Origin of the sequence: Pseudonocardia lutea, from assembly GCF_042658055.1 — a bacterium.
Taxonomy (GTDB): Bacteria; Actinomycetota; Actinomycetes; order Mycobacteriales; family Pseudonocardiaceae; genus Pseudonocardia; species Pseudonocardia lutea.
The window spans coordinates 14,258-31,421 of the sequence record NZ_JBHSQK010000008.1 but is presented as its reverse complement, the minus strand read 5'-3'; the positions used below and the strand labels follow the sequence as shown (position 1 = coordinate 31,421).

Below are 17,164 nucleotides of genomic sequence, written 5' to 3'. Positions count from 1 at the left end.
TCACCTGGTTCCGCTCAGGGTGGGCAGTTGGTCGAGCAGCGAGCGGAAGAGCGCCGCGCACTCCGCCGCGCACTCGCGGGTCAGCGGCGCACCCGGGATCTCCAGGGCGCTCCGCAGGGCGTGTTCGAGCAGGTCGGCACGCGCGTCCGGGTCCGTGGGGCCGGGCGTGGACGGCATGCCGTCGAGGAAGAAGAAGCCGGTCGTGACGGCGGAGAACAGGTGCATCTGCGCGTCGATCGGCAGGTCGGTGGGCATCCGGCCCGCCTCGCGCACCAGCGAGAACCAGCGCCGGCCGACCTCGGTGCGCTTCGCCGTGAGGTCGCCGAGGGCGTCGGCCGCCTCGTGCGCGAGCCGGCCCAGCACCTCCGGGTCGCCGAGGTAGAGCGGGCGGGTCACCGGGTCGTCGAGCAGTTCGCGGTAGATCGAGCGGATGGCGCGGGCGGGCAGCGCCTCAGCGGGATCGGCCTCCATCCGGTCCGCCGTGCGGGCGGTCACGGTGCGGTGGCTGCGCAGGAGGACGGCGAGGAACAACGCCTCCTTGGTGCGGAAGTGCAGGTAGACGGTGCCCTTGCCGATCCCGGCGCGGCGGGCGACCTCGTCGATCGTCACGCGCTGGTAGCCCCACCGGACCAGCAGGTCGGCGGCCACGTCGAGGAGCCGCTCCTCGCGTGACTGCGTGACTGGAATTGCCGATCCGGTCATGCGGTCACGGTAGACCCAGTCCGGCGGCCCGTCCAGCTACCGTGAGCCCATGGGTTACGAGCACCTCCTGGTCAAGCAGGACGGGGACACCGTCCGCATCACGATGAACCGGCCGGAGCGGCGCAACGCCCTCTCCGAGGACCACCTCCGCGAGCTGCTCGACGCGTTCGAGACCGCCGGCAGCAGCGACGCGACCGGGATCGTGCTGGGCGCCGAGGGCAAGGCCTTCTCGGCGGGGCACGACTTCGCCGACGTCGCGGCCCGGGACCTCAAGGGCGTCCGTGAGCTGCTCACCCTGTGCACCGAGGTCATGCAGACGATCCAGGCGGTGCCGCAGGTCGTGGTCGCGAAGGTCCAGGCCATCGCGACCGCGGCCGGCTGCCAGCTCGTCGCGACCTGCGACCTCGCCGTCGCGGCCGAGTCCGCCGCCTTCGCGCTCCCCGGTGGCAAGGGCGGCTGGTTCTGCCACACCCCGGCGGTCCCGGTGGCGCGCAACGTCGGCCGCAAGCGGCTGATGGAGCTGGCCCTGACCGGTGACCCGATCGACGCCCGCACCGCGGCCGAGTGGGGCCTGGTCAACTACGTCGTGCCCGACGCCGAGCTCGACGCGCGCACGGACGAACTGCTCGCCCGCGCCACGCGCGGCAGCCGGTTCGGCAAGGAGATCGGCAAGCAGACGCTCTACGCGCAGCTCGACCGCCCGGAGGCCGACGCCTACGCGATCGCCGTCGAGGTCATGGCGGCGATGTCGCAGTCCGCGGGCGCGAAGGAGGGCATGGCCTCCTTCCTGGAGAAGCGCCGCCCGGTCTGGCCGGACTGAGGAGCCTGCTCCTGGGCCACTACCCTTCGCGCGATGCACCTGGTCTCCCGACGCTCGCTCCTCGCCGGGGCGGCCGCGCTCGGGGGCGCCGCCGCGCTGGCCGCCTGTGGTTCGCGCGCGGGCTCCGCGCTCGAGCGCATGCGGGCGGACGGCGTGGCGCGCATCGGCATCGCGGGCGAGCGGCCCTACGGGTACTCCTCCACGGACGGCACGGTGACCGGCGAGGCCCCCGAGGTCGCCCGGGCCGTCCTCGCCGGGCTCGGGGTGGGCGGGATCGAGGCGATCCAGGTCCCGTTCGCCGCGCTGCTCGACGGGCTGCTGGCGGAGCAGTTCGACATCGTCGCCGCCGGCACCACGGTCACCCCGTCGCGGTGCGGGCGCGTCGCCTTCTCCCGGCCGGACTTCCTCGCGCCGCTGGCCTTCCTCGTCCCCGAGGGCAACCCGCGCGGGATCCGGACGTTCGACGGCGTGCGGCGCGCGGGGATCGAGCTCGCCGTGCTGACCGGGTCGGCGGAGCAGGAGTACGCGCGCGCGGCGGGCCTCCCGCCCGAGGCCATCCGCACCTACGACGGGCAGAGCACGCTGTTCCGCGCGGTCGCCGGCGGCGAGGTCCCGGCCGCCGTCCTCACCCGCATCTCCCTGCTCGACGAGCTGGCCCGCAACCCGGGCGCGGCGGTGCAGGTGACCCCGGGGGTCGCCGCCCGGGTCGACGCGGACGGGCGGCGGGTCTACCCGGTGGGCGCCTTCGCCTTCCGGCCGGGCGACGCCGACCTGCGCACCGCCTTCGACGCCGGCCTCACCGCGCTGCACACCTCGGGCCGCTGGCTCGAGCTCGTGCGGCCCTTCGGGTTCACCGCCGAGAACCTCCCGCCCGCCGAGCTCACCACGGACTCCCTCTGCGCAGGTGCGACCGGGCCGTGAGCGGGGCCCTCCTCAGTGGTTGAGCACGGCGTGCAGGAAGTCCCTGGTGCGCTGGTGGTCCGGGTCGGTGAACAGCTTGTCCGGCGGCGCGTCCTCGAGCACCCGGCCGCCGTCGAACATCATCACCCGGTGCGAGAAGTCCCGCGCGAAGCCCATCTCGTGGGTCACGCAGAGAATGGTGATGTCGGTGCTCTCGCCGATGTCCTGCAACAGCTTCAGCACCCCGGCGACGAGCTCGGGGTCCAGCGCCGAGGTCACCTCGTCGAGCAGCAGGACGTCCGGGCGCATGGCCAGCGCGCGGGCGATGGCGACCCGCTGCTGCTGCCCGCCGGAGAGCTGGGTGGGATGGGCGTCGATCTTGTCCTTCAGGCCGACCAGGTCCAGCAGTTCCTCGGCCCGCGCGCTCGCCTCGTCCCTGGACAGCCCGAGCACCCGCGTCGGGCCCTCGCAGAGGTTGCCGCGCACCGTCATGTTCGGGAACAGGTTGAACTGCTGGAACACCATCCCGATGTGCTTGCGGACGTCGCGCAGGTACTTCTCGCGCGGCGGGACGAGCTTGCCGCCACGCAACTCGTGGGACAGGTAGCGGCCGCCCACCGAGATCGTGCCCTCGTTGCACCGCTCGAGCGTCATGAGCAGGCGCAGGATCGTCGTCTTGCCCGAGCCGGACGGGCCGATCAGGGTGACGTGCTCGCCCGGCGCGACGGTGAAGTGGAGGTTCTTGAGCACGACGTTCGACCCGAAGCGCTTCTCCACGCCGTCGAAGACGATCATCGGCTCGGTGCTGTCAGGCGGTGGCACGGCGGCGCTCCAGTCGTCGGACCAACATGGACGCCGGGTAGCTCAGCAGCAGGAAGAGCAGGCCGGCGATGGTGTACGGCTCGGTGTAGCGGAAGGTCAGCGAGCCGAGCTCGCGCGCCTCGTTGACGACCTCGACCACGCCGATCGCGAGCAGCAGCGGGACCTCCTTGAACATGGAGATCACGTAGTTGCCCAGCGCCGGCAGCACACGCGGGACCGCCTGGGGCAGGATCACGCCGGTCCACACCCGGGTGCGCGGCAGGGAGAGCGCGGTGCAGGCCTCCCACTGCCCCTTCGGGATGGCGTCGATCCCCGCCCGGTAGACCTCGGAGGTGTAGGTCGCGTAGTGGACGCCGAGCCCCACGACGCCGACGACGAACGCGCTGAGCGTGACCCCGAACTGCGGCAGGACGAAGAACAGGAAGAAGACCTGCACCAGCAGCGGGGTCGAGCGCACCACCTCGATGAAGGCCCACAGCACCTGGTCGAGCACCGGGATGTGCAGCCGCCGCAGCACCGCGAACACCAGCCCGAGCAGGAGCGCGACCACCGAGCCGAGCAGCGTGATCTCGATCGTCGTGACCAGCGCCAGGAGCAGGTCCGGCAGGATGTCGAACGCGTAGTTCCAGTCCCAGAGGGGCATCAGGCCGCCACCCCCTCGGTGCCCGTCGGTCCGGCCGCCCGCGCCGCCGCCCGTGCCGCGCGGGAGGGCCGGCGGCCCAGCCGCGCCGAGGCCCACCGCTCCAGCAGCCGCATGACCAACGTGATGACCGCGGCGAGCACCAGGTAGATCACGAAGGTCACGCCGAAGATCAGCAGCGTGTCCGCGCCGTAGTTCGGGATCAGCACCTCCCGCGCCTGCCGGGTCACCTCGGGCACGGTGATCAGGGCGAGGATCGCGGACGACTTCAGCAGCTGGATGAACAGGTTGTTGAAGGGCGGCAGCATCTCCACGAAGGCCTGCGGCAGGATCACGCGCCGCATCCGCTGCGCCGGCGACAGGCTCAGCGCGATCGCCCCCTCGTACTGGGCCCGTGGCACGGACCGGACGGCGCCGCGCACGATCTCGGCGCCGTACGCGCCGTGGTTGAGCCCCAGCACCACGATGCCGGCGAACAGCGGCAGCAGCTGGAAGCCCACGAGCACGGGCAGGACGAAGTAGATCCAGAACAGCTGGACCACCTCGGACGTGCCGCGGAAGCCCTCCACGTACACCCGGGTCACGCCCCGCACCGTGCGTGACGGCGAGAGCAGGAGCAGGCCCGCGCCGACCGACAGGACGATCGTCAGCAGGATGCCGCCGAGCGTCGCGAGGACGGTCTCGGGGATGCCGTCGGACAGGACTCCGACGATCTGCGGGAGGTTCTCCACGGTGGCCCCGTGCCGACGCTCAGGCCGCCGCGCAGAGCTTCTCGGTCGTGACGTCGGCTCCCGGGAGGTTGTCCTGGGTGAACCCGAACGGGGTGACGATCTGCAGCCACTGCCCGTTCTGGTGCAGCTTGGTCAGCTCGCCGTTGAAGGCGTTGACGAAGTCGGTGTCGGCCTTGCGGAACACGAAGGCACCGGCCGAGATCGTCTGCTTGCCGTCGATCGTCGGGAAGAAGCCCTTGGTCACCTCGACGTTCGCGCCGGGGTTCTTGGCGACGACGTCGTTGAGCGAGATGTTCGTCAGCGCCGCCGCGTCCACCCGGTCCGCGGTCACCGCCTGCAGCAGCGTGTTCTGCGAGTCGAAGACCTGGATCTGGCCGTCCGGCACGCCGCTCTTCTGCGCGTAGCCCTGCTCCACGGCACCACTGAGAACCGCGAGCCGGAGGTTCTTGTTCTTGATGTCCTCGAAGGTGGACACACCGTCCGGGTTGCCCTTCGGCACGAGGAAGGCCGTCGGCGCCGTGTAGTCCGGAGTGGAGAAGGCGGCGTTCTGGCAGCGCTGGGCGTTGATGAACATGCCGGCGGTCACCATGTCGAACTGGTTGGCGTTCAGTGCGGGGATGAGCGAGCCGAAGTCCACCGTGGTCGCCTGGAGGTCGTTGATCCCCAGGTTCTTCAGCACCGCGCGGCCGACCTCGACGGACTCGCCGGTCACCTTCCCGCTGCTGTCGGTGAAGCCGTAGGGCGCCTCGTTGGCGATGCCGACCTTGATCGTGCCGGCGGACCTCGCGCGCTCGAGCGTGCCGCCCGCGCCGGAACCGCCCGTGCTGGTCTGCGTGCAGGCCGACAGCAGCGCCGGGCCTCCGATGGCGACCGCACCCGCAATGGCGGTGCGGCGGAAGAACTCCCGGCGGGACCAGGCGGTTCGGGACATGGCAGGCACCCCTTCGGCTGTCGACGTCGTCGTCGCGAGCTGGGCCGGACCGGGCACACCCCCTGCGCCGGTGACCGGCAACGGAGATCGAACGTAGGTCCTCGATCATGACTGGTCAAAGGCTGGCGGCGGTTACACACGGTCGTTACGTGACTGTGACGAACGGCGACGTACCGCACCGACCGGGAGCAGCGCCGGTTGCGGAGCGTGACCCGGTGGGCGGCGCGGGCGCGGGTGACCCGGCCGGAGGGCCGCGGATACGGGAGGATCACCGCCATGGCACTTCGCATCGCGGGCCTGCCCGTCCCCGGCCCCTCCGACCTGCTCGACGGGGCACGGGCCGTCGCCGGGTGGACGGGCGAGGCCGTCGGCGTCGCGGCCGGGCTGCCGGAGCGCGCCGTCGACCTGCTCGACGAGGTCGCCGCCCTCCTCGCCCGGGTCGCCGGGATCGCGGGCCGGGTCGAGGGCCTGCTCGACCGCGTCGACGGCGTGGCGGACCGGGCCGACGGGCTGATCGGGCGGGTCGAGCGGGTCGCCGGCACCGCGGAGAACCTCGTCGCCCGGGTCGACCGCACCGCCACCGACGCCACCGAGCTGATCGGCCGGGTCACGGGCACCGCGTCCGACGCCGAGGAGCTCGTCGCGCGCGTCCGGCTGGTCGCCGGGGAGGCCGAGGGGCTCGTGGCGGGGGTGCGCAGCACGGCGGGGACGGCCGACGAGCTGATCACGCGGGTCTCCGGCACCGCCGAGTCCGCCGAGACCCTGATCGCGAGGGTCTCCGGCACTGCCGAGTCCGCGGAGTCGCTCATCGACCGCGTCGGCGGCACCGCGGAGTCCGCGGAATCGCTCATCACCCGGGTCTCCGGCACCGCCGACTCCGCCGAGTCGCTCATCACGCGGGTCGGCAGCACGGCCGGCTCGGCGGACGAGCTGATCACCCGGGTCTCCGGCACCGCCGACTCCGCCGAGTCGCTCATCACGCGGGTCGGCAGCACGGCCGGCTCGGCGGACGAGCTGATCACCCGGGTCTCCGGCACCGCAGAGTCCGCCGAGACCCTCATCGCGAGTGTCTCCAGCACTGCCGAGTCCGCGGAGTCGCTGATCAACCGTGTCAGTGGCACGGCCGGCTCCGCCGAGTCGCTCATCACGCGGGTCGGCAGCACGGCCGGGTCCGCCGAGACCCTCATCGCGAGTGTCTCCAGCACTGCCGAGTCCGCGGAGTCGCTGATCAACCGTGTCAGTGGCACGGCCGGCTCGGCGGACGAGCTGATCACCCGGGTCTCCGGCACCGCCGAGTCCGCCGAGACCCTCATCGCGAGTGTCTCCGGTACTGCCGAATCCGCGGAGTCGCTCATCGACCGCGTCGGCGGCACCGCGGAGTCCGCGGAATCGCTCATCACGCGGGTCGGCGGCACCGCCGAGTCCGCGCAGGAGCTCATCACGCGGGTGACGGAGACCGCCGCGTCCGCCGAGGAGCTCGTCTCGCGCGTCGGCGGTGTGGCGGAGGATGCGGAGCGCATCGTCGCCTCGGCCGGCTCCGTCGCCGACGACGCCCGCACGATCGTCGCCGGGGCGGGCTCGGTCGCGGACGACGCTTCCGAGCTGGTCCAGCGGGCCGCCGCCGTCGCGGACCGCGCCGACCACCTCGTGGGCGACGCCTCCGGGCTCAGCGAGCAGGCCGGCTCGCTGCTCGCGACCTACCGCCCCATCGCGGAGCGGGCCGCGCCGCTCGCCACGCGGTTCGTCGACGAGTTCTCCGAGGAGGAGCTGCACGCGGCGATCCGCATGGTGGACCAGCTGCCCGCGCTCACCGAGCATCTCGAGAGCGACATCATGCCGATCCTCGCGACGCTCGACCGGGTCGGCCCGGACGTCCACGAGCTGCTCGACGAGCTCAAGGGCGTGCGGCAGGCCATCAACGGCATCCCCGGCTTCAACTTCTTCCGCCGCCGGGGCGAGGAGCGGGACGAGCCCGACCGGGCCTGACCACGGCAGACGCCACACACCCGGCCGCCCGCCCGCACACCCGACCGCGCCGCTGCACCTCCGATGGGGCGTCACGCACTGCCGGGGTGGTGCGACGCACCCGGCCGAGCGTCGCACACCCGCCGCGACCCGCTCCCACACTCGCGAAGTGCGCCGCACACCCCGTCGACCGGGTGCGTCCGGCCCGACGAGGTGTGCGAGGTGCGGCAGGAGGATCAGCTCGGTGGTTCGGCCCCCGAATCATTCCGACGCGGGCTGCCTCGCACACCCGCCCGCGCGATCCACAGCGATCCACACCCCGTCGACCGGATGTGCCGCCCTCGCAACGGATGTGCCGCACCTGCCTGACCAGGCGTCACACCGCCGCGGAAGCCGGGCACCCAGCCTCGCCTGGGACGCCCGTCGCGCGCCCAGCACACACCCGCCCGAGCGTCGCACACCCGCCGCGACCCGCTCCCACACGCGCGAAGTGCGCCGCACACCCCGTCGACCGGGTGTGTCCGGCCCGACGAGGTGTGCGAGGTGCGGCAGGACGATCAGCTCGGTGGTTCGGCCGCCCGAACCATCCCTGAGCGGGCTGCCTCGCACACCCGCCCGCGCGATCCACACCCCGTCGACCGGATGTGCCGCGCTCGCGACGGGTGTGCCGCAGCGCCCTGAGGGATGTGCGACGCCCCACCGGTGCGCGACGCCCCACCGGTGCGCGACGCCCCACCGGTGCGCGACGCCCCACCCGATGCGCGACGCCCCACCCGATGCGCGACGCCCCACCCGCCCGCGTCGTGTGCGACTGCGGAACCGGCCCGCTCCCCGAGGTCGGCTGACCGCGTCCGTAAAGCCCCTTGATCCACGTCTCGGATGGGGAACAGCCGGATCCCGATCGTTCCGCTGCCCGACCGTGGATCATGTGGTCACCAGTCCGGCGGGATGGGCCTCGTCGACCGGAACCACCGCGCCCGGGTCGCGGTCCTGTCGGGCGCGGGCTCAGTCCAGCCCGTGCTCCCGGCGCACCAGGCTGACGATCTCGTCCATCATCTCGGTGAGCTGGTAGTCCTTCGGTGTGAAGACGGCGGCGACGCCCTTCTCCTTCAGCACCTTCGCGTCCTCGGAAGGGATGATGCCGCCGACGATGACCGGGACGTCGTCGGCGCCCTGGGCCCGCAGACCGTCGACGACCGCCGGGACGACCTCCAGGTGCGAGCCGGAGAGCACCGACAGCCCGACCACGTGCACGCCCTCCTGTACCGCGGCCGCCACGATCTGGGCCGGGGTGAGCCGGATGCCCTGGTAGACGACCTCGAAGCCGACGTCGCGGGCACGGACGGCGACCTGCTCGGCGCCGTTGGAGTGCCCGTCGAGGCCCGGCTTGCCCACCAGCATGCGCAGCCGCGAGCCCAGCTCCTCGCCGGTCGCCCGGACCCGCTCGCGCACCTCCGCGATCTCCACCGCGGCCTCCCCGCCTGCGACGGCAGCCGACACCCCGGTCGGCGCCCGGAACTCCCCGAACACCTCGCGCAGCGCCCCGGCCCACTCGCCGGTGGTGACGCCCGCCTTGGCGCAGTCGATCGAGACCTGCATGAGGTTCTCGTCCGTCTTGGCCGCGTCCTGCAGCCGCGTGAGCGCCTCGGCGACGGCGTTCTGGTCCCGGGAGGCCCGCCAGTCCTTGATCGCGGCGATCGCGGCGGCCTCGGTCTCCGGGTCGACGGTCTCGATCGACGCCGCACCCTCGGCCTGCAGGGGGCTCGGCTCGGTGGTCTCGAACTTGTTGACGCCGACCACCACCTCCTCGCCCGACTCGATGCGGCGCCGTCGCTCGGCCAGCGAGGTGACCAGCTCGCCCTTCATGTAGCCGTTCTCGACCGCGGCGACCGCCCCGCCCATCTCCTGGACGCGGTCGATCTCGGCCTGCGCCGCCTCGACCAGCTCGGACACCTTGGCCTCGATCACGTGCGAGCCGTCGAAGATGTCCTCGTACTCGAGCAGGTCGGTCTCGTAGGCGAGCACCTGCTGCATGCGCAGCGCCCACTGCTGGTCCCACGGCCGCGGCAGTCCGAGCGCCTCGTTCCACGCCGGGAGCTGGATCGCCCGGGCGCGCGCGTCCCGGGACAGCGTGACCGCGAGCATCTCCAGCACGATCCGCTGGACGTTGTTCTCGGGCTGCGCCTCGGTGAGCCCGAGCGAGTTGACCTGGACGCCGTAGCGCAGCCGCCGCTGCTTCGGGTTCTCCACTCCGTAGCGCTCGCGGGTGATCGTGTCCCACAGCCGGCCGAGGGCGCGCATCTTGCACATCTCCTCGACGAACCGCAGCCCGGCGTTGACGAAGAACGAGATCCGCCCGACGACGTCGCCGAACCGCTCCTGCGGCACCTGCCCGGAGTCGCGCACCGAGTCCAGCACCGCGATCGCGGTGGACAGCGAGTAGGCCAGCTCCTGCGCCGGCGTCGCGCCCGCCTCCTGCAGGTGGTAGCTGCAGATGTTGATCGGGTTCCACTTCGGGATCTCGGTGACCGACCAGGCCACCATGTCCGTGATCAGCCGCAGGCTCGGGGCCGGCGGGAACACGTACGTCCCGCGGGACAGGTACTCCTTGACGATGTCGTTCTGCGTGGTGCCGGCGAGCCTGGCGCGCACCTCGGCGTGGTCCAGCCCGGACGCCTCGGCCTGCTCCTCGGCGACGGCGACGTACAGCGCGAGCAACCACATCGCCGGCGCGTTGATCGTCATCGAGGTGTTGGCCTCGGCGACCGGGATGCCGTCGAAGAGCGTGCGCATGTCGCCGATGTGGCTGACCGGCACGCCGACCTTGCCCACCTCACCCTTGGCGAGCTCGTCGTCGGGGTCGTAGCCGGTCTGCGTCGGCAGGTCGAACGCGACGGACAGACCGGTCTGGCCCTTGGCGAGATTGCGCCGGTAGAGCGCGTTGGACTTCTCCGCCGAGGAGTGACCGGCGTAGGTCCGGATCACCCAGGGGCGGTCGCGCTCTCGATCGGTCGGGTACGGCACCGGACACCTCCACGTCGAAGACCACCCGGATCGTACTGGCCGGTAGCCTTCGCCACCCCGACGAACGGGCGTCGTCACACCTGTCTGGGTGGAAAAGTACGCGATCTGCGCGGCAAAGTACGCACTCGATCGGTCAAGCCGTCCGATCGGACGGGGACGTCACACCCGGTGGTACTTCGCGTCGAAGAAGCAGAAGACGCCGTAGGCGGCGATCCCGATCGCCACCAGCCCGAGCAGCACGACGCCGAAGGGCTGGCCGGCGAGGGTCTTGAGGGCGCTGTCGAGGCCGTTGGCCCTGGCCGGGTCGAAGGTGACGGCCGCGGACACGATCAGCCCGCCGAGCACGCCGATCGCGATGCCCTTGGCGATGTAGCCGACCTGGCCCGTCCGCTCGTCGACCTTGCGCGCGTGCGGGTTCACCCCGGCGAGGTCCTGGTCCTCGGTGAACTTCTTCTTGGCGCCGTGCCAGATCATCACGCCGCCGCCGATCACCACGCCGACCCCGATGAGCGCGACGATGATCTGCCCGCCGGGCAGCCCGAGCACGCCCGCGGTGGCCTTGCTGCCGCCGCCGCCCTGCGCGCCGCCCTGCACCGCGGCGCGGACGGCCAGGACCGCCAGTGCCGCGTACACGACGGCCTGCCCGGCGCTGACCACCCGCTTGACCAGCTTCTTCTTGTCGTCCTGGACGTAGCCGAAGCCGAACAGCGCGGTGGACAGCCGCCACAGCACCACGGCCACGAACCCGACGAAGAGCACCCACAGCAGCACCCGGCCGAAGGGCTGCTGCGCGAGCGTGGTGACGGCGCCGCTCTGGTCGGCCTCGCCGCCGCCCCCGCCGAGCGCGATCTGCAGGGCGAGCCAGGCGATGAGGAGGTGCAGCACGCCGTGGGCGGCGATCCCCAGCCGGACGCCCTTGCGCACGGGCTCGCTGCGGGCGGCCTTCGCGGCGTGCCGGTCGGCGCTGCGGGCGGCGGTGCCGACGGAGCCCGCGACCTCCCCCACCTTGCCCCCGAGGCCGCCGTCCGACGTCCGGTCCGACGCGCGGTCCGACGCGCCCCCCGACCCGTGCTCCCGGGAGGTACGGGACGATCCGGCAGGGCTGACGTCGGTCATGGGAGCCTCCGCAGGTCACGCGTCCGGGTGAGGGGCCACCCGAGGGTGAGGCGGACTGTCGCACGTCGGCACGCTTCCGGCATCCCGGACTGCTCCGACCGGAGGAACGCGGCGCGCTACCGCTCGGGGTCGGCCGACAACCGCCGGATGTCCGCACCGAGCGAGGCCAGGTTCTCGACGAACCGGGGGTAGCCACGGTCGATGTGGTCGACGTCCCAGACCTCGGTCACGCCGTCGGCGCACAGCCCGGCGAGCACGAGACCGGCGCCGGCCCGGATGTCGCTCGCCCACACCGGGGCGCTGGAGAGCCGCTCCACCCCGCGCACGACTGCGTGGTGGCCGTCCGTGCGGGCGTCGGCGCCCAGCCGGACCATCTCGTCGACGAACCGGAACCGCGCCTCGAACACGTTCTCGGTGATCATGGAGGTGCCGTCCGCCACCGCGGACAGGGCGATCGCCATCGGCTGCAGGTCCGTGGCGAAGCCCGGGTACGGCAGCGTCACGAAGTCGACGGCCCGCGGGCGGCCGGCCATGGACACTGCGAACTCGTCCCCGCCGATGCGGGTCTCCGCGCCCGCGCTGCGCAGCTTGTCGAGCACCAGGTCGAGGTGGTGCGGGTCCACGCCGCGGACCGTGACCTCACCGCGCGTCATCACCGCGGCGAAGGCCCACGTCGCGCCGACGATCCGGTCGCCGATCACGCGGTGGGTGGTTGGCTGCAGCTCCGCGACGCCGTGCACGGTGAGCGTCGACGAGCCGACGCCCTCGAGCTTCGCGCCCATCTGCTGCAGCATCACGCACAGGTCGACGATCTCGGGCTCGCGGGCGGCGTTGTCGATAACGGTGGTCCCCTGGGCGAGCACCGCCGCCATGAGGATGTTCTCCGTGGCCCCGACGCTCGGGAAGTCCAGCCAGATCTGCGCGCCGTGCAGGTCGTCCGCCTGCGCGACGACGCGGCCGTGCTCGATCTCGGTGGTCGCGCCCAGCTTGCGCAGGCCGTTCGCGTGCATGTCCAGCGGCCGCGAGCCGATCGCGTCGCCCCCGGGCAGCGGGACGACGGCCTTGCGGCAGCGCGCGACGAGCGGCCCCAGCACGCAGACCGACGCCCGCAGCCGCGACACCGAGCGGTAGTCCGCCTGCGCGCCCGGTTCGGCCGGCACGTCGATGGTGACCCGGTCCCCCATGACGTCGACGGTGCAGCCGAGGCTGCGCAGCACGTCCGCCATCAGCGGGACGTCGAGGATCTCCGGACAGTTCGTGATGGTCGTCGTGCCCTCGGCCAGCAGTGCCGCCGCCATCAGCTTCAGCACGCTGTTCTTGGCCCCGACGACGTCGACCGTCCCCGACAACCGGGCCCCGCCGCGGACCGCGAAATGCTCCGTCACGACGACCGACGGTAGCGGCTCCGGGCTCAGCGGCCGCCCTCGGGCCCGCCGGGCCGCCACAGCACGTCACCGTTCGGGTTCGCCGCGCGACAGAGGATGAACAGCAGGTCGGAGAGCCGGTTGAGGTACTTGGCGGTGAGCGGGTTGGTCCGCTCGGCGTCCGTCTCCAGGAGCGCCCAGACGCTGCGCTCCGCCCGCCGCGCGACCGTGCGGGCCACGTGCAGGTACGCGGCGCCGGGCGTGCCGCCGGGCAGGATGAACGAGGCCAGCTTCGGCAGCTCGGCGTTGAACTCGTCGCACCAGCCCTCGAGCCGGGTGATGTACGCCTCGTCGATCCGCAGCGGCGGGTACTCCGGGTCGGGAACGATCGGCGCACACAGGTCCGCTCCGACGTCGAACAGGTCGTTCTGCACCTGGCGCAGCGGTACCAGCAGCTGCTCCTCGAGCTGCCCCACGGTGACGGCGACCCCGACGGCCGCGTTGCACTCGTCCGTGTCGGCGTAGGCCGCGAGCCGGCGGTCGGTCTTCGGGACGCGGCTGAAGTCGCCGAGCGCGGTGGTCCCGTCGTCGCCGGTCTTGGTGTAGATCCTGGTCAGGTGCACGGCCATGGGCCGAGCCTAACCCGGCGCGCATTAGGGAACCATCCTGCGGTTCAGCGGCCACAATCAGCGCATTATGGTTCCATAATGCGTCGAGGAAGGCGCCGAAATCGCATTATGGTTCCACAACGGGAGCGGTCAGCTCGCCTGCCGGTAGCCCGTACGGCCCGGCGGCGTGGCCTCCAGCCAGGCCAGGAAGCCGGTCAGGACGTCCCGGTCCATGGCCAGCTCGACGTCCTCGCCGTGGTCGCGGCAGCGCAGCACCGCGGTGGCGTAGGGGATGGCGAAGGACTCCTCGGGCAGCGGCGCCCGCCGGTCCACGATCTCGACCTCGGTGCGGTCGATCGCGACGCTCGGGCCCACCCGGAAGCTGGTGAGCCGGTACCAGGCGAACTCGTCGCCCCGGTAGCGGCCCACGCCGAAGTGCCAGTCCGTGACGGCGAAGCGGCGGCGCAGACACAGGTCCACGCCGCCGCCCCGCATGAGTCTCACCCGCCGCACGGCGAGCCAGCCCAGCAACAGGCACGCGAGCAGCAGTACGGCCCCGACGACGATCGCCACGGTCCCCGCCACTGCTGTCCGCCGCTCCCGCCCGTGTGGTCCGGTCCTACTGGCCGGCCGTGGCGGACTCGGCCGCCCGCAGCCGTACCTCCGCGCGCTTGCGCGCGGCCGCGCCCTCCTCGTCCGAGGTGTCCGCGCGGTCGAGCGCGGCGCGGGCCCGCCTGACGTCGATCTCGTCGGCCAGCTCGGCGAACTCGGCCAGGATCGACACGCGCTCCGGCGAGATCGACAGGAAGCCGCCGTGCACGGCCACGGTGAGCGGCGAGCCGTCCACCGGGTCGATCCGCACGACGCCCGCCTCCTCGAGCTGGGCGAGCGTCGGCTCGTGCCCGGGCATGACGCCGACCTCGCCCTCGGTCGTGCGGGCGAGCACGAAGCTCGCCTCGCCCGACCAGATCCGCCGCTCGACCGCGACGAGCTCCACGGTCATCTCAGCCAACTGCGCACTCCTTCGTCGTGCTCGGCCAATGACGCACTCCTGCGTCGCGCGTCCGGCACATGCGGTCAGCCCTCGAGCTTCTTGCGGTTCTTCTCGAGGTCCTCGAGACCGCCGCAGAGGAAGAAGGCCTGCTCGGGCACGTCGTCGAACTCGCCCTTGGCGATCTTGTCGAACGACTCGATGGTCTCCTTGAGGGGGACCGTCGAGCCCGCCTGGCCGGTGAACTGCTCGGCGACCAGCAGGTTCTGCGACAGGAAGCGCTCGATCCGGCGGGCCCGGCCGACGAGCTGCTTGTCCTCCTCGGACAGCTCGTCGATGCCGAGGATCGCGATGATGTCCTGCAGGTCGTTGTACTTCTGCAGGATCCGCTTGACCTCGTTGGCGACGCGGAAGTGCTCCTCGCCGATGTACTGCGGGTCCAGGATCCGCGAGGTCGAGGTCAGCGGGTCCACCGCCGGGTAGATGCCCTTCTGCGAGATGGGCCGGGAGAGCTCCGTCGTCGCGTCCAGGTGGGCGAACGTGGTGGCCGGCGCGGGGTCGGTGTAGTCGTCCGCGGGCACGTAGATGGCCTGCATCGAGGTGATCGAGCGGCCGCGGGTCGAGGTGATCCGCTCCTGCAGCTCGCCCATCTCGTCCGCCAGGGTCGGCTGGTAGCCCACCGCGGAGGGCATGCGGCCCAGCAGCGTGGAGACCTCGGAGCCGGCCTGGGTGAACCGGAAGATGTTGTCGATGAAGAGCAGCACGTCCTGGTTCTGCTCGTCGCGGAAGTACTCCGCCATCGTCAGCGCCGACAGGGCGACGCGCATACGCGTGCCCGGCGGCTCGTCCATCTGCCCGAACACCAGCGCGGTGTCGTTGATGACGCCGGACTCGGTCATCTCCGTGATGAGGTCGTTGCCCTCGCGGGTGCGCTCGCCGACGCCGGCGAACACCGACGTACCACCGAAGTTCTTCGCGACACGGGTGATCATCTCCTGGATGAGCACCGTCTTGCCCACGCCGGCGCCGCCGAACAGGCCGATCTTCCCACCCTGCACGTACGGGGTGAGCAGGTCGATGACCTTGATGCCGGTCTCCAGCATCTCGGTCTTGCCCTCGAGCTGGTCGAAGTTCGGCGCCTTGCGATGGATGCTCCACAGGTCGCCGGTCGGCCGGAACTCCGGGTCGTCCAGGCAGTCGCCGAGCGCGTTGAACACGTGCCCCTTGACCTGGTCGCCAACCGGCACCGAGATCGGCCGGCCGAGGTCCTCGACCGACTGGCCGCGGACGAGGCCGTCCGTCGGCTGCATGGAGATCGCGCGGACCAGGTTGTCGCCCAGGTGCTGGGCGACCTCCAGGGTCAGCGTCTTGGCCAGGTCGCCGAACTCCACCTTGACCTGGAGGGCGTTGTAGAGGTCCGGGACGAAGTTGCGCGGGAACTCGACGTCGACGACCGGGCCCGTGACCCGGACGACGCGGCCCGTTGTCGTGCCGGCGGCCGTGTTCTCAACGGTGGCGGTCATCAGCTCTCACTTCCTGCGCTGACGAGAGCGTCGGCGCCACCGACGATCTCGCTGATCTCCTGGGTGATCTGGGCCTGACGGGCCTGGTTGGCCTCCAGTGTCAGGGTACGGATGAGCTCGTTGGCGTTGTCCGTCGCGGCCTTCATGGCCCGCTGCCGGTTCGCCGACTCCGACGCCGCGGACTCGAGCAGCGCCGCGAACAGCCGCGCCCCGACGTACTTGGGCAGGAGCGCGTCGAACAGGACGTCCGCACTCGGCTCGAACGCGTAGAGCCGCGCCGGACCCTCGCCCGCAGCCGGGCCGGATTCGCCGGGCCGGACACCGGTCGCGCCGCCGGTCTGCGTCTCCGACGTCGTGGCGTCGACGCCGTCGCCCTCGCCGGCGTACTCGACCTCCATCGGCGCCATGCGCCGCGCCTGCGGCACCTGGGTCACCATGTTGCGGAACTGCGTGTACACCAGGTGCAGCTCGTCGACGCCGCGGACACCGTCCTCGCCCGCGCCGTCCGCAGAGTCGTCCCGGCCGTCGTCCGCCCCGGCCATGAACGCCTTCACCAGGGTGCGCGCCACCTCGGCGGCGTTCTCGTAGCTCGGCTGCTCGGAGAACCCGGTCCAGGAGTCCTCGATCTTCCGCCGGCGGAACCGGTAGTAGTTCACGCCCTTGCGGCCGACCACGTAGAGCACCGGCTCCTTGCCCTGCTCGCGCAGGAGCGACTGGAGCTGCTCGGCCTCCTTGAGCACGTTGGCGTTGTAGCCGCCCGCCTGACCGCGGTCGCTCGTCACGACGAGGACCGCGGCCCGCTTCGGGTTCTCCCGCTCGACGAGGAGGGGGTGGTCGAGCGCCGAGTTGCTGGCCAGCTCGGTGAGCGTGGCCGTCATCTGCTCGGCGTACGGCTTGGCCTCCTCGACCCGCGCCCGGGCCTTCGCGATCCGGGAGGTCGCGATGAGCTCCATCGCGCGCGTGATCTTCTTGATGGACTGCGTCGACCTGATCCGCCGCCGCAGCACACGGATCTGTGCCGCCATCG

16 protein-coding genes are annotated in these 17,164 nt (G+C 72.0%); 3 read left to right on the top strand and 13 right to left on the bottom strand.

What is annotated here, in order from left to right; translation table 11 throughout:
* Window positions 1-702, bottom strand: coding sequence for a TetR/AcrR family transcriptional regulator (locus ACFQH9_RS04845; RefSeq protein ID WP_379564617.1), 702 nt, complete (start codon window positions 700-702; stop codon window positions 1-3).
* A 49-nt stretch (window positions 703-751) separates the two neighbouring features.
* On the opposite strand from ACFQH9_RS04845, the gene ACFQH9_RS04840 reads away from it, so the two are divergent.
* Both ACFQH9_RS04840 and ACFQH9_RS04835 read left to right on the top strand, forming a co-directional pair.
* Entirely contained in the window at window positions 752-1,522 is a 771-nt protein-coding gene (locus tag ACFQH9_RS04840; protein WP_379564615.1) for an enoyl-CoA hydratase-related protein, read from the top strand.
* Window positions 1,523-1,555: 33 nt separating this feature from the next.
* On the top strand, window positions 1,556-2,443 hold the full coding sequence (locus ACFQH9_RS04835) for a transporter substrate-binding domain-containing protein (RefSeq protein ID WP_379564613.1): 888 nt from the start codon (window positions 1,556-1,558) through the stop codon (window positions 2,441-2,443).
* Between the two features lie 12 nt (window positions 2,444-2,455).
* Here the strand turns inward: ACFQH9_RS04835 and ACFQH9_RS04830 are convergent, their stop codons facing one another.
* Genes ACFQH9_RS04830 through ehuB form a run of 4 tightly spaced genes read right to left on the bottom strand, consistent with a single transcriptional unit; the run spans window position 2,456 to window position 5,546 of the window.
* A complete protein-coding gene (locus ACFQH9_RS04830; protein ID WP_379564769.1) occupies window positions 2,456-3,217 on the bottom strand; it encodes an amino acid ABC transporter ATP-binding protein in 762 nt (253 codons plus the stop codon).
* A 13-nt stretch (window positions 3,218-3,230) separates the two neighbouring features.
* Window positions 3,231-3,887 (bottom strand): ectoine/hydroxyectoine ABC transporter permease subunit EhuD, encoded by a 657-nt coding sequence (gene ehuD, locus ACFQH9_RS04825; RefSeq protein WP_379564611.1) that lies wholly within the window; start codon window positions 3,885-3,887, stop codon window positions 3,231-3,233.
* Window positions 3,887-4,615 (bottom strand): ectoine/hydroxyectoine ABC transporter permease subunit EhuC, encoded by a 729-nt coding sequence (gene ehuC, locus ACFQH9_RS04820; protein ID WP_379564609.1) that lies wholly within the window; start codon window positions 4,613-4,615, stop codon window positions 3,887-3,889. Before ehuC ends, ehuD begins: the two co-directional genes overlap by 1 nt.
* A 19-nt stretch (window positions 4,616-4,634) precedes the next feature.
* Window positions 4,635-5,546: an ectoine/hydroxyectoine ABC transporter substrate-binding protein EhuB gene (ehuB, locus tag ACFQH9_RS04815; RefSeq protein ID WP_379564607.1), complete on the bottom strand. Its 912-nt coding sequence runs from the start codon at window positions 5,544-5,546 to the stop codon at window positions 4,635-4,637.
* A gap of 276 nt (window positions 5,547-5,822) precedes the next feature.
* Here ehuB and ACFQH9_RS04810 point away from each other — a divergent pair, with 276 nt between their 5' ends.
* Entirely contained in the window at window positions 5,823-7,532 is a 1,710-nt protein-coding gene (locus tag ACFQH9_RS04810) for a methyl-accepting chemotaxis protein (RefSeq protein ID WP_379564605.1), read from the top strand.
* A gap of 984 nt (window positions 7,533-8,516) precedes the next feature.
* Here the strand turns inward: ACFQH9_RS04810 and ACFQH9_RS04805 are convergent.
* From ACFQH9_RS04805 to ACFQH9_RS04770, 8 genes are all read right to left on the bottom strand, one after another.
* Window positions 8,517-10,535 (bottom strand): protein meaA, encoded by a 2,019-nt coding sequence (locus tag ACFQH9_RS04805; RefSeq protein ID WP_379564603.1) that lies wholly within the window; start codon window positions 10,533-10,535, stop codon window positions 8,517-8,519.
* 159 nt (window positions 10,536-10,694) lie between these two features.
* Window positions 10,695-11,651, bottom strand: coding sequence for a DUF1206 domain-containing protein (locus ACFQH9_RS04800; RefSeq protein ID WP_379564601.1), 957 nt, complete (start codon window positions 11,649-11,651; stop codon window positions 10,695-10,697).
* Between the two features lie 116 nt (window positions 11,652-11,767).
* Window positions 11,768-13,036: a UDP-N-acetylglucosamine 1-carboxyvinyltransferase gene (murA, locus tag ACFQH9_RS04795; protein WP_379564599.1), complete on the bottom strand. Its 1,269-nt coding sequence runs from the start codon at window positions 13,034-13,036 to the stop codon at window positions 11,768-11,770.
* Window positions 13,037-13,062: 26 nt separating this feature from the next.
* Window positions 13,063-13,644, bottom strand: a complete 582-nt coding sequence (locus tag ACFQH9_RS04790; RefSeq protein WP_379564597.1) for a cob(I)yrinic acid a,c-diamide adenosyltransferase — start codon at window positions 13,642-13,644, stop codon at window positions 13,063-13,065.
* A 129-nt stretch (window positions 13,645-13,773) separates the two neighbouring features.
* Window positions 13,774-14,208, bottom strand: coding sequence for a DUF2550 domain-containing protein (locus tag ACFQH9_RS04785; RefSeq protein WP_379564595.1), 435 nt, complete (start codon window positions 14,206-14,208; stop codon window positions 13,774-13,776).
* 34 nt (window positions 14,209-14,242) lie between these two features.
* Window positions 14,243-14,626: a F0F1 ATP synthase subunit epsilon gene (locus ACFQH9_RS04780; protein ID WP_379564768.1), complete on the bottom strand. Its 384-nt coding sequence runs from the start codon at window positions 14,624-14,626 to the stop codon at window positions 14,243-14,245.
* A gap of 74 nt (window positions 14,627-14,700) precedes the next feature.
* Complete coding sequence (gene atpD / locus ACFQH9_RS04775) at window positions 14,701-16,137, bottom strand: F0F1 ATP synthase subunit beta (protein ID WP_379564593.1); 1,437 nt, start codon at window positions 16,135-16,137, stop codon at window positions 14,701-14,703.
* Window positions 16,137-17,162, bottom strand: a complete 1,026-nt coding sequence (locus ACFQH9_RS04770; RefSeq protein ID WP_379564591.1) for a F0F1 ATP synthase subunit gamma — start codon at window positions 17,160-17,162, stop codon at window positions 16,137-16,139. The genes atpD and ACFQH9_RS04770 overlap by 1 nt, the downstream gene beginning before the upstream one ends.
* Window positions 17,163-17,164: the final 2 nt, after the last annotated feature.

Bases quoted from the DNA above. Each gene is read 5' to 3' on its own strand.
- ACFQH9_RS04845 (WP_379564617.1), bottom strand. From the start codon at position 702: ATGACCGGATCGGCAATTCCAGTCACGCAGTCACGCGAGGAGCGGCTC.
- ACFQH9_RS04840 (WP_379564615.1), top strand. From the start codon at position 752: ATGGGTTACGAGCACCTCCTGGTCAAGCAGGACGGGGACACCGTCCGC.
- ACFQH9_RS04835 (WP_379564613.1), top strand. From the start codon at position 1,556: ATGCACCTGGTCTCCCGACGCTCGCTCCTCGCCGGGGCGGCCGCGCTC.
- ACFQH9_RS04830 (WP_379564769.1), bottom strand. From the start codon at position 3,217: ATGATCGTCTTCGACGGCGTGGAGAAGCGCTTCGGGTCGAACGTCGTG.
- ehuD (WP_379564611.1), bottom strand. From the start codon at position 3,887: ATGCCCCTCTGGGACTGGAACTACGCGTTCGACATCCTGCCGGACCTG.
- ehuB (WP_379564607.1), bottom strand. From the start codon at position 5,546: ATGTCCCGAACCGCCTGGTCCCGCCGGGAGTTCTTCCGCCGCACCGCC.
- ACFQH9_RS04810 (WP_379564605.1), top strand. From the start codon at position 5,823: ATGGCACTTCGCATCGCGGGCCTGCCCGTCCCCGGCCCCTCCGACCTG.
- ACFQH9_RS04800 (WP_379564601.1), bottom strand. From the start codon at position 11,651: ATGACCGACGTCAGCCCTGCCGGATCGTCCCGTACCTCCCGGGAGCAC.
- ACFQH9_RS04790 (WP_379564597.1), bottom strand. From the start codon at position 13,644: ATGGCCGTGCACCTGACCAGGATCTACACCAAGACCGGCGACGACGGG.
- ACFQH9_RS04780 (WP_379564768.1), bottom strand. From the start codon at position 14,626: ATGACCGTGGAGCTCGTCGCGGTCGAGCGGCGGATCTGGTCGGGCGAG.
- atpD (WP_379564593.1), bottom strand. From the start codon at position 16,137: ATGACCGCCACCGTTGAGAACACGGCCGCCGGCACGACAACGGGCCGC.
- ACFQH9_RS04770 (WP_379564591.1), bottom strand. From the start codon at position 17,162: ATGGCGGCACAGATCCGTGTGCTGCGGCGGCGGATCAGGTCGACGCAG.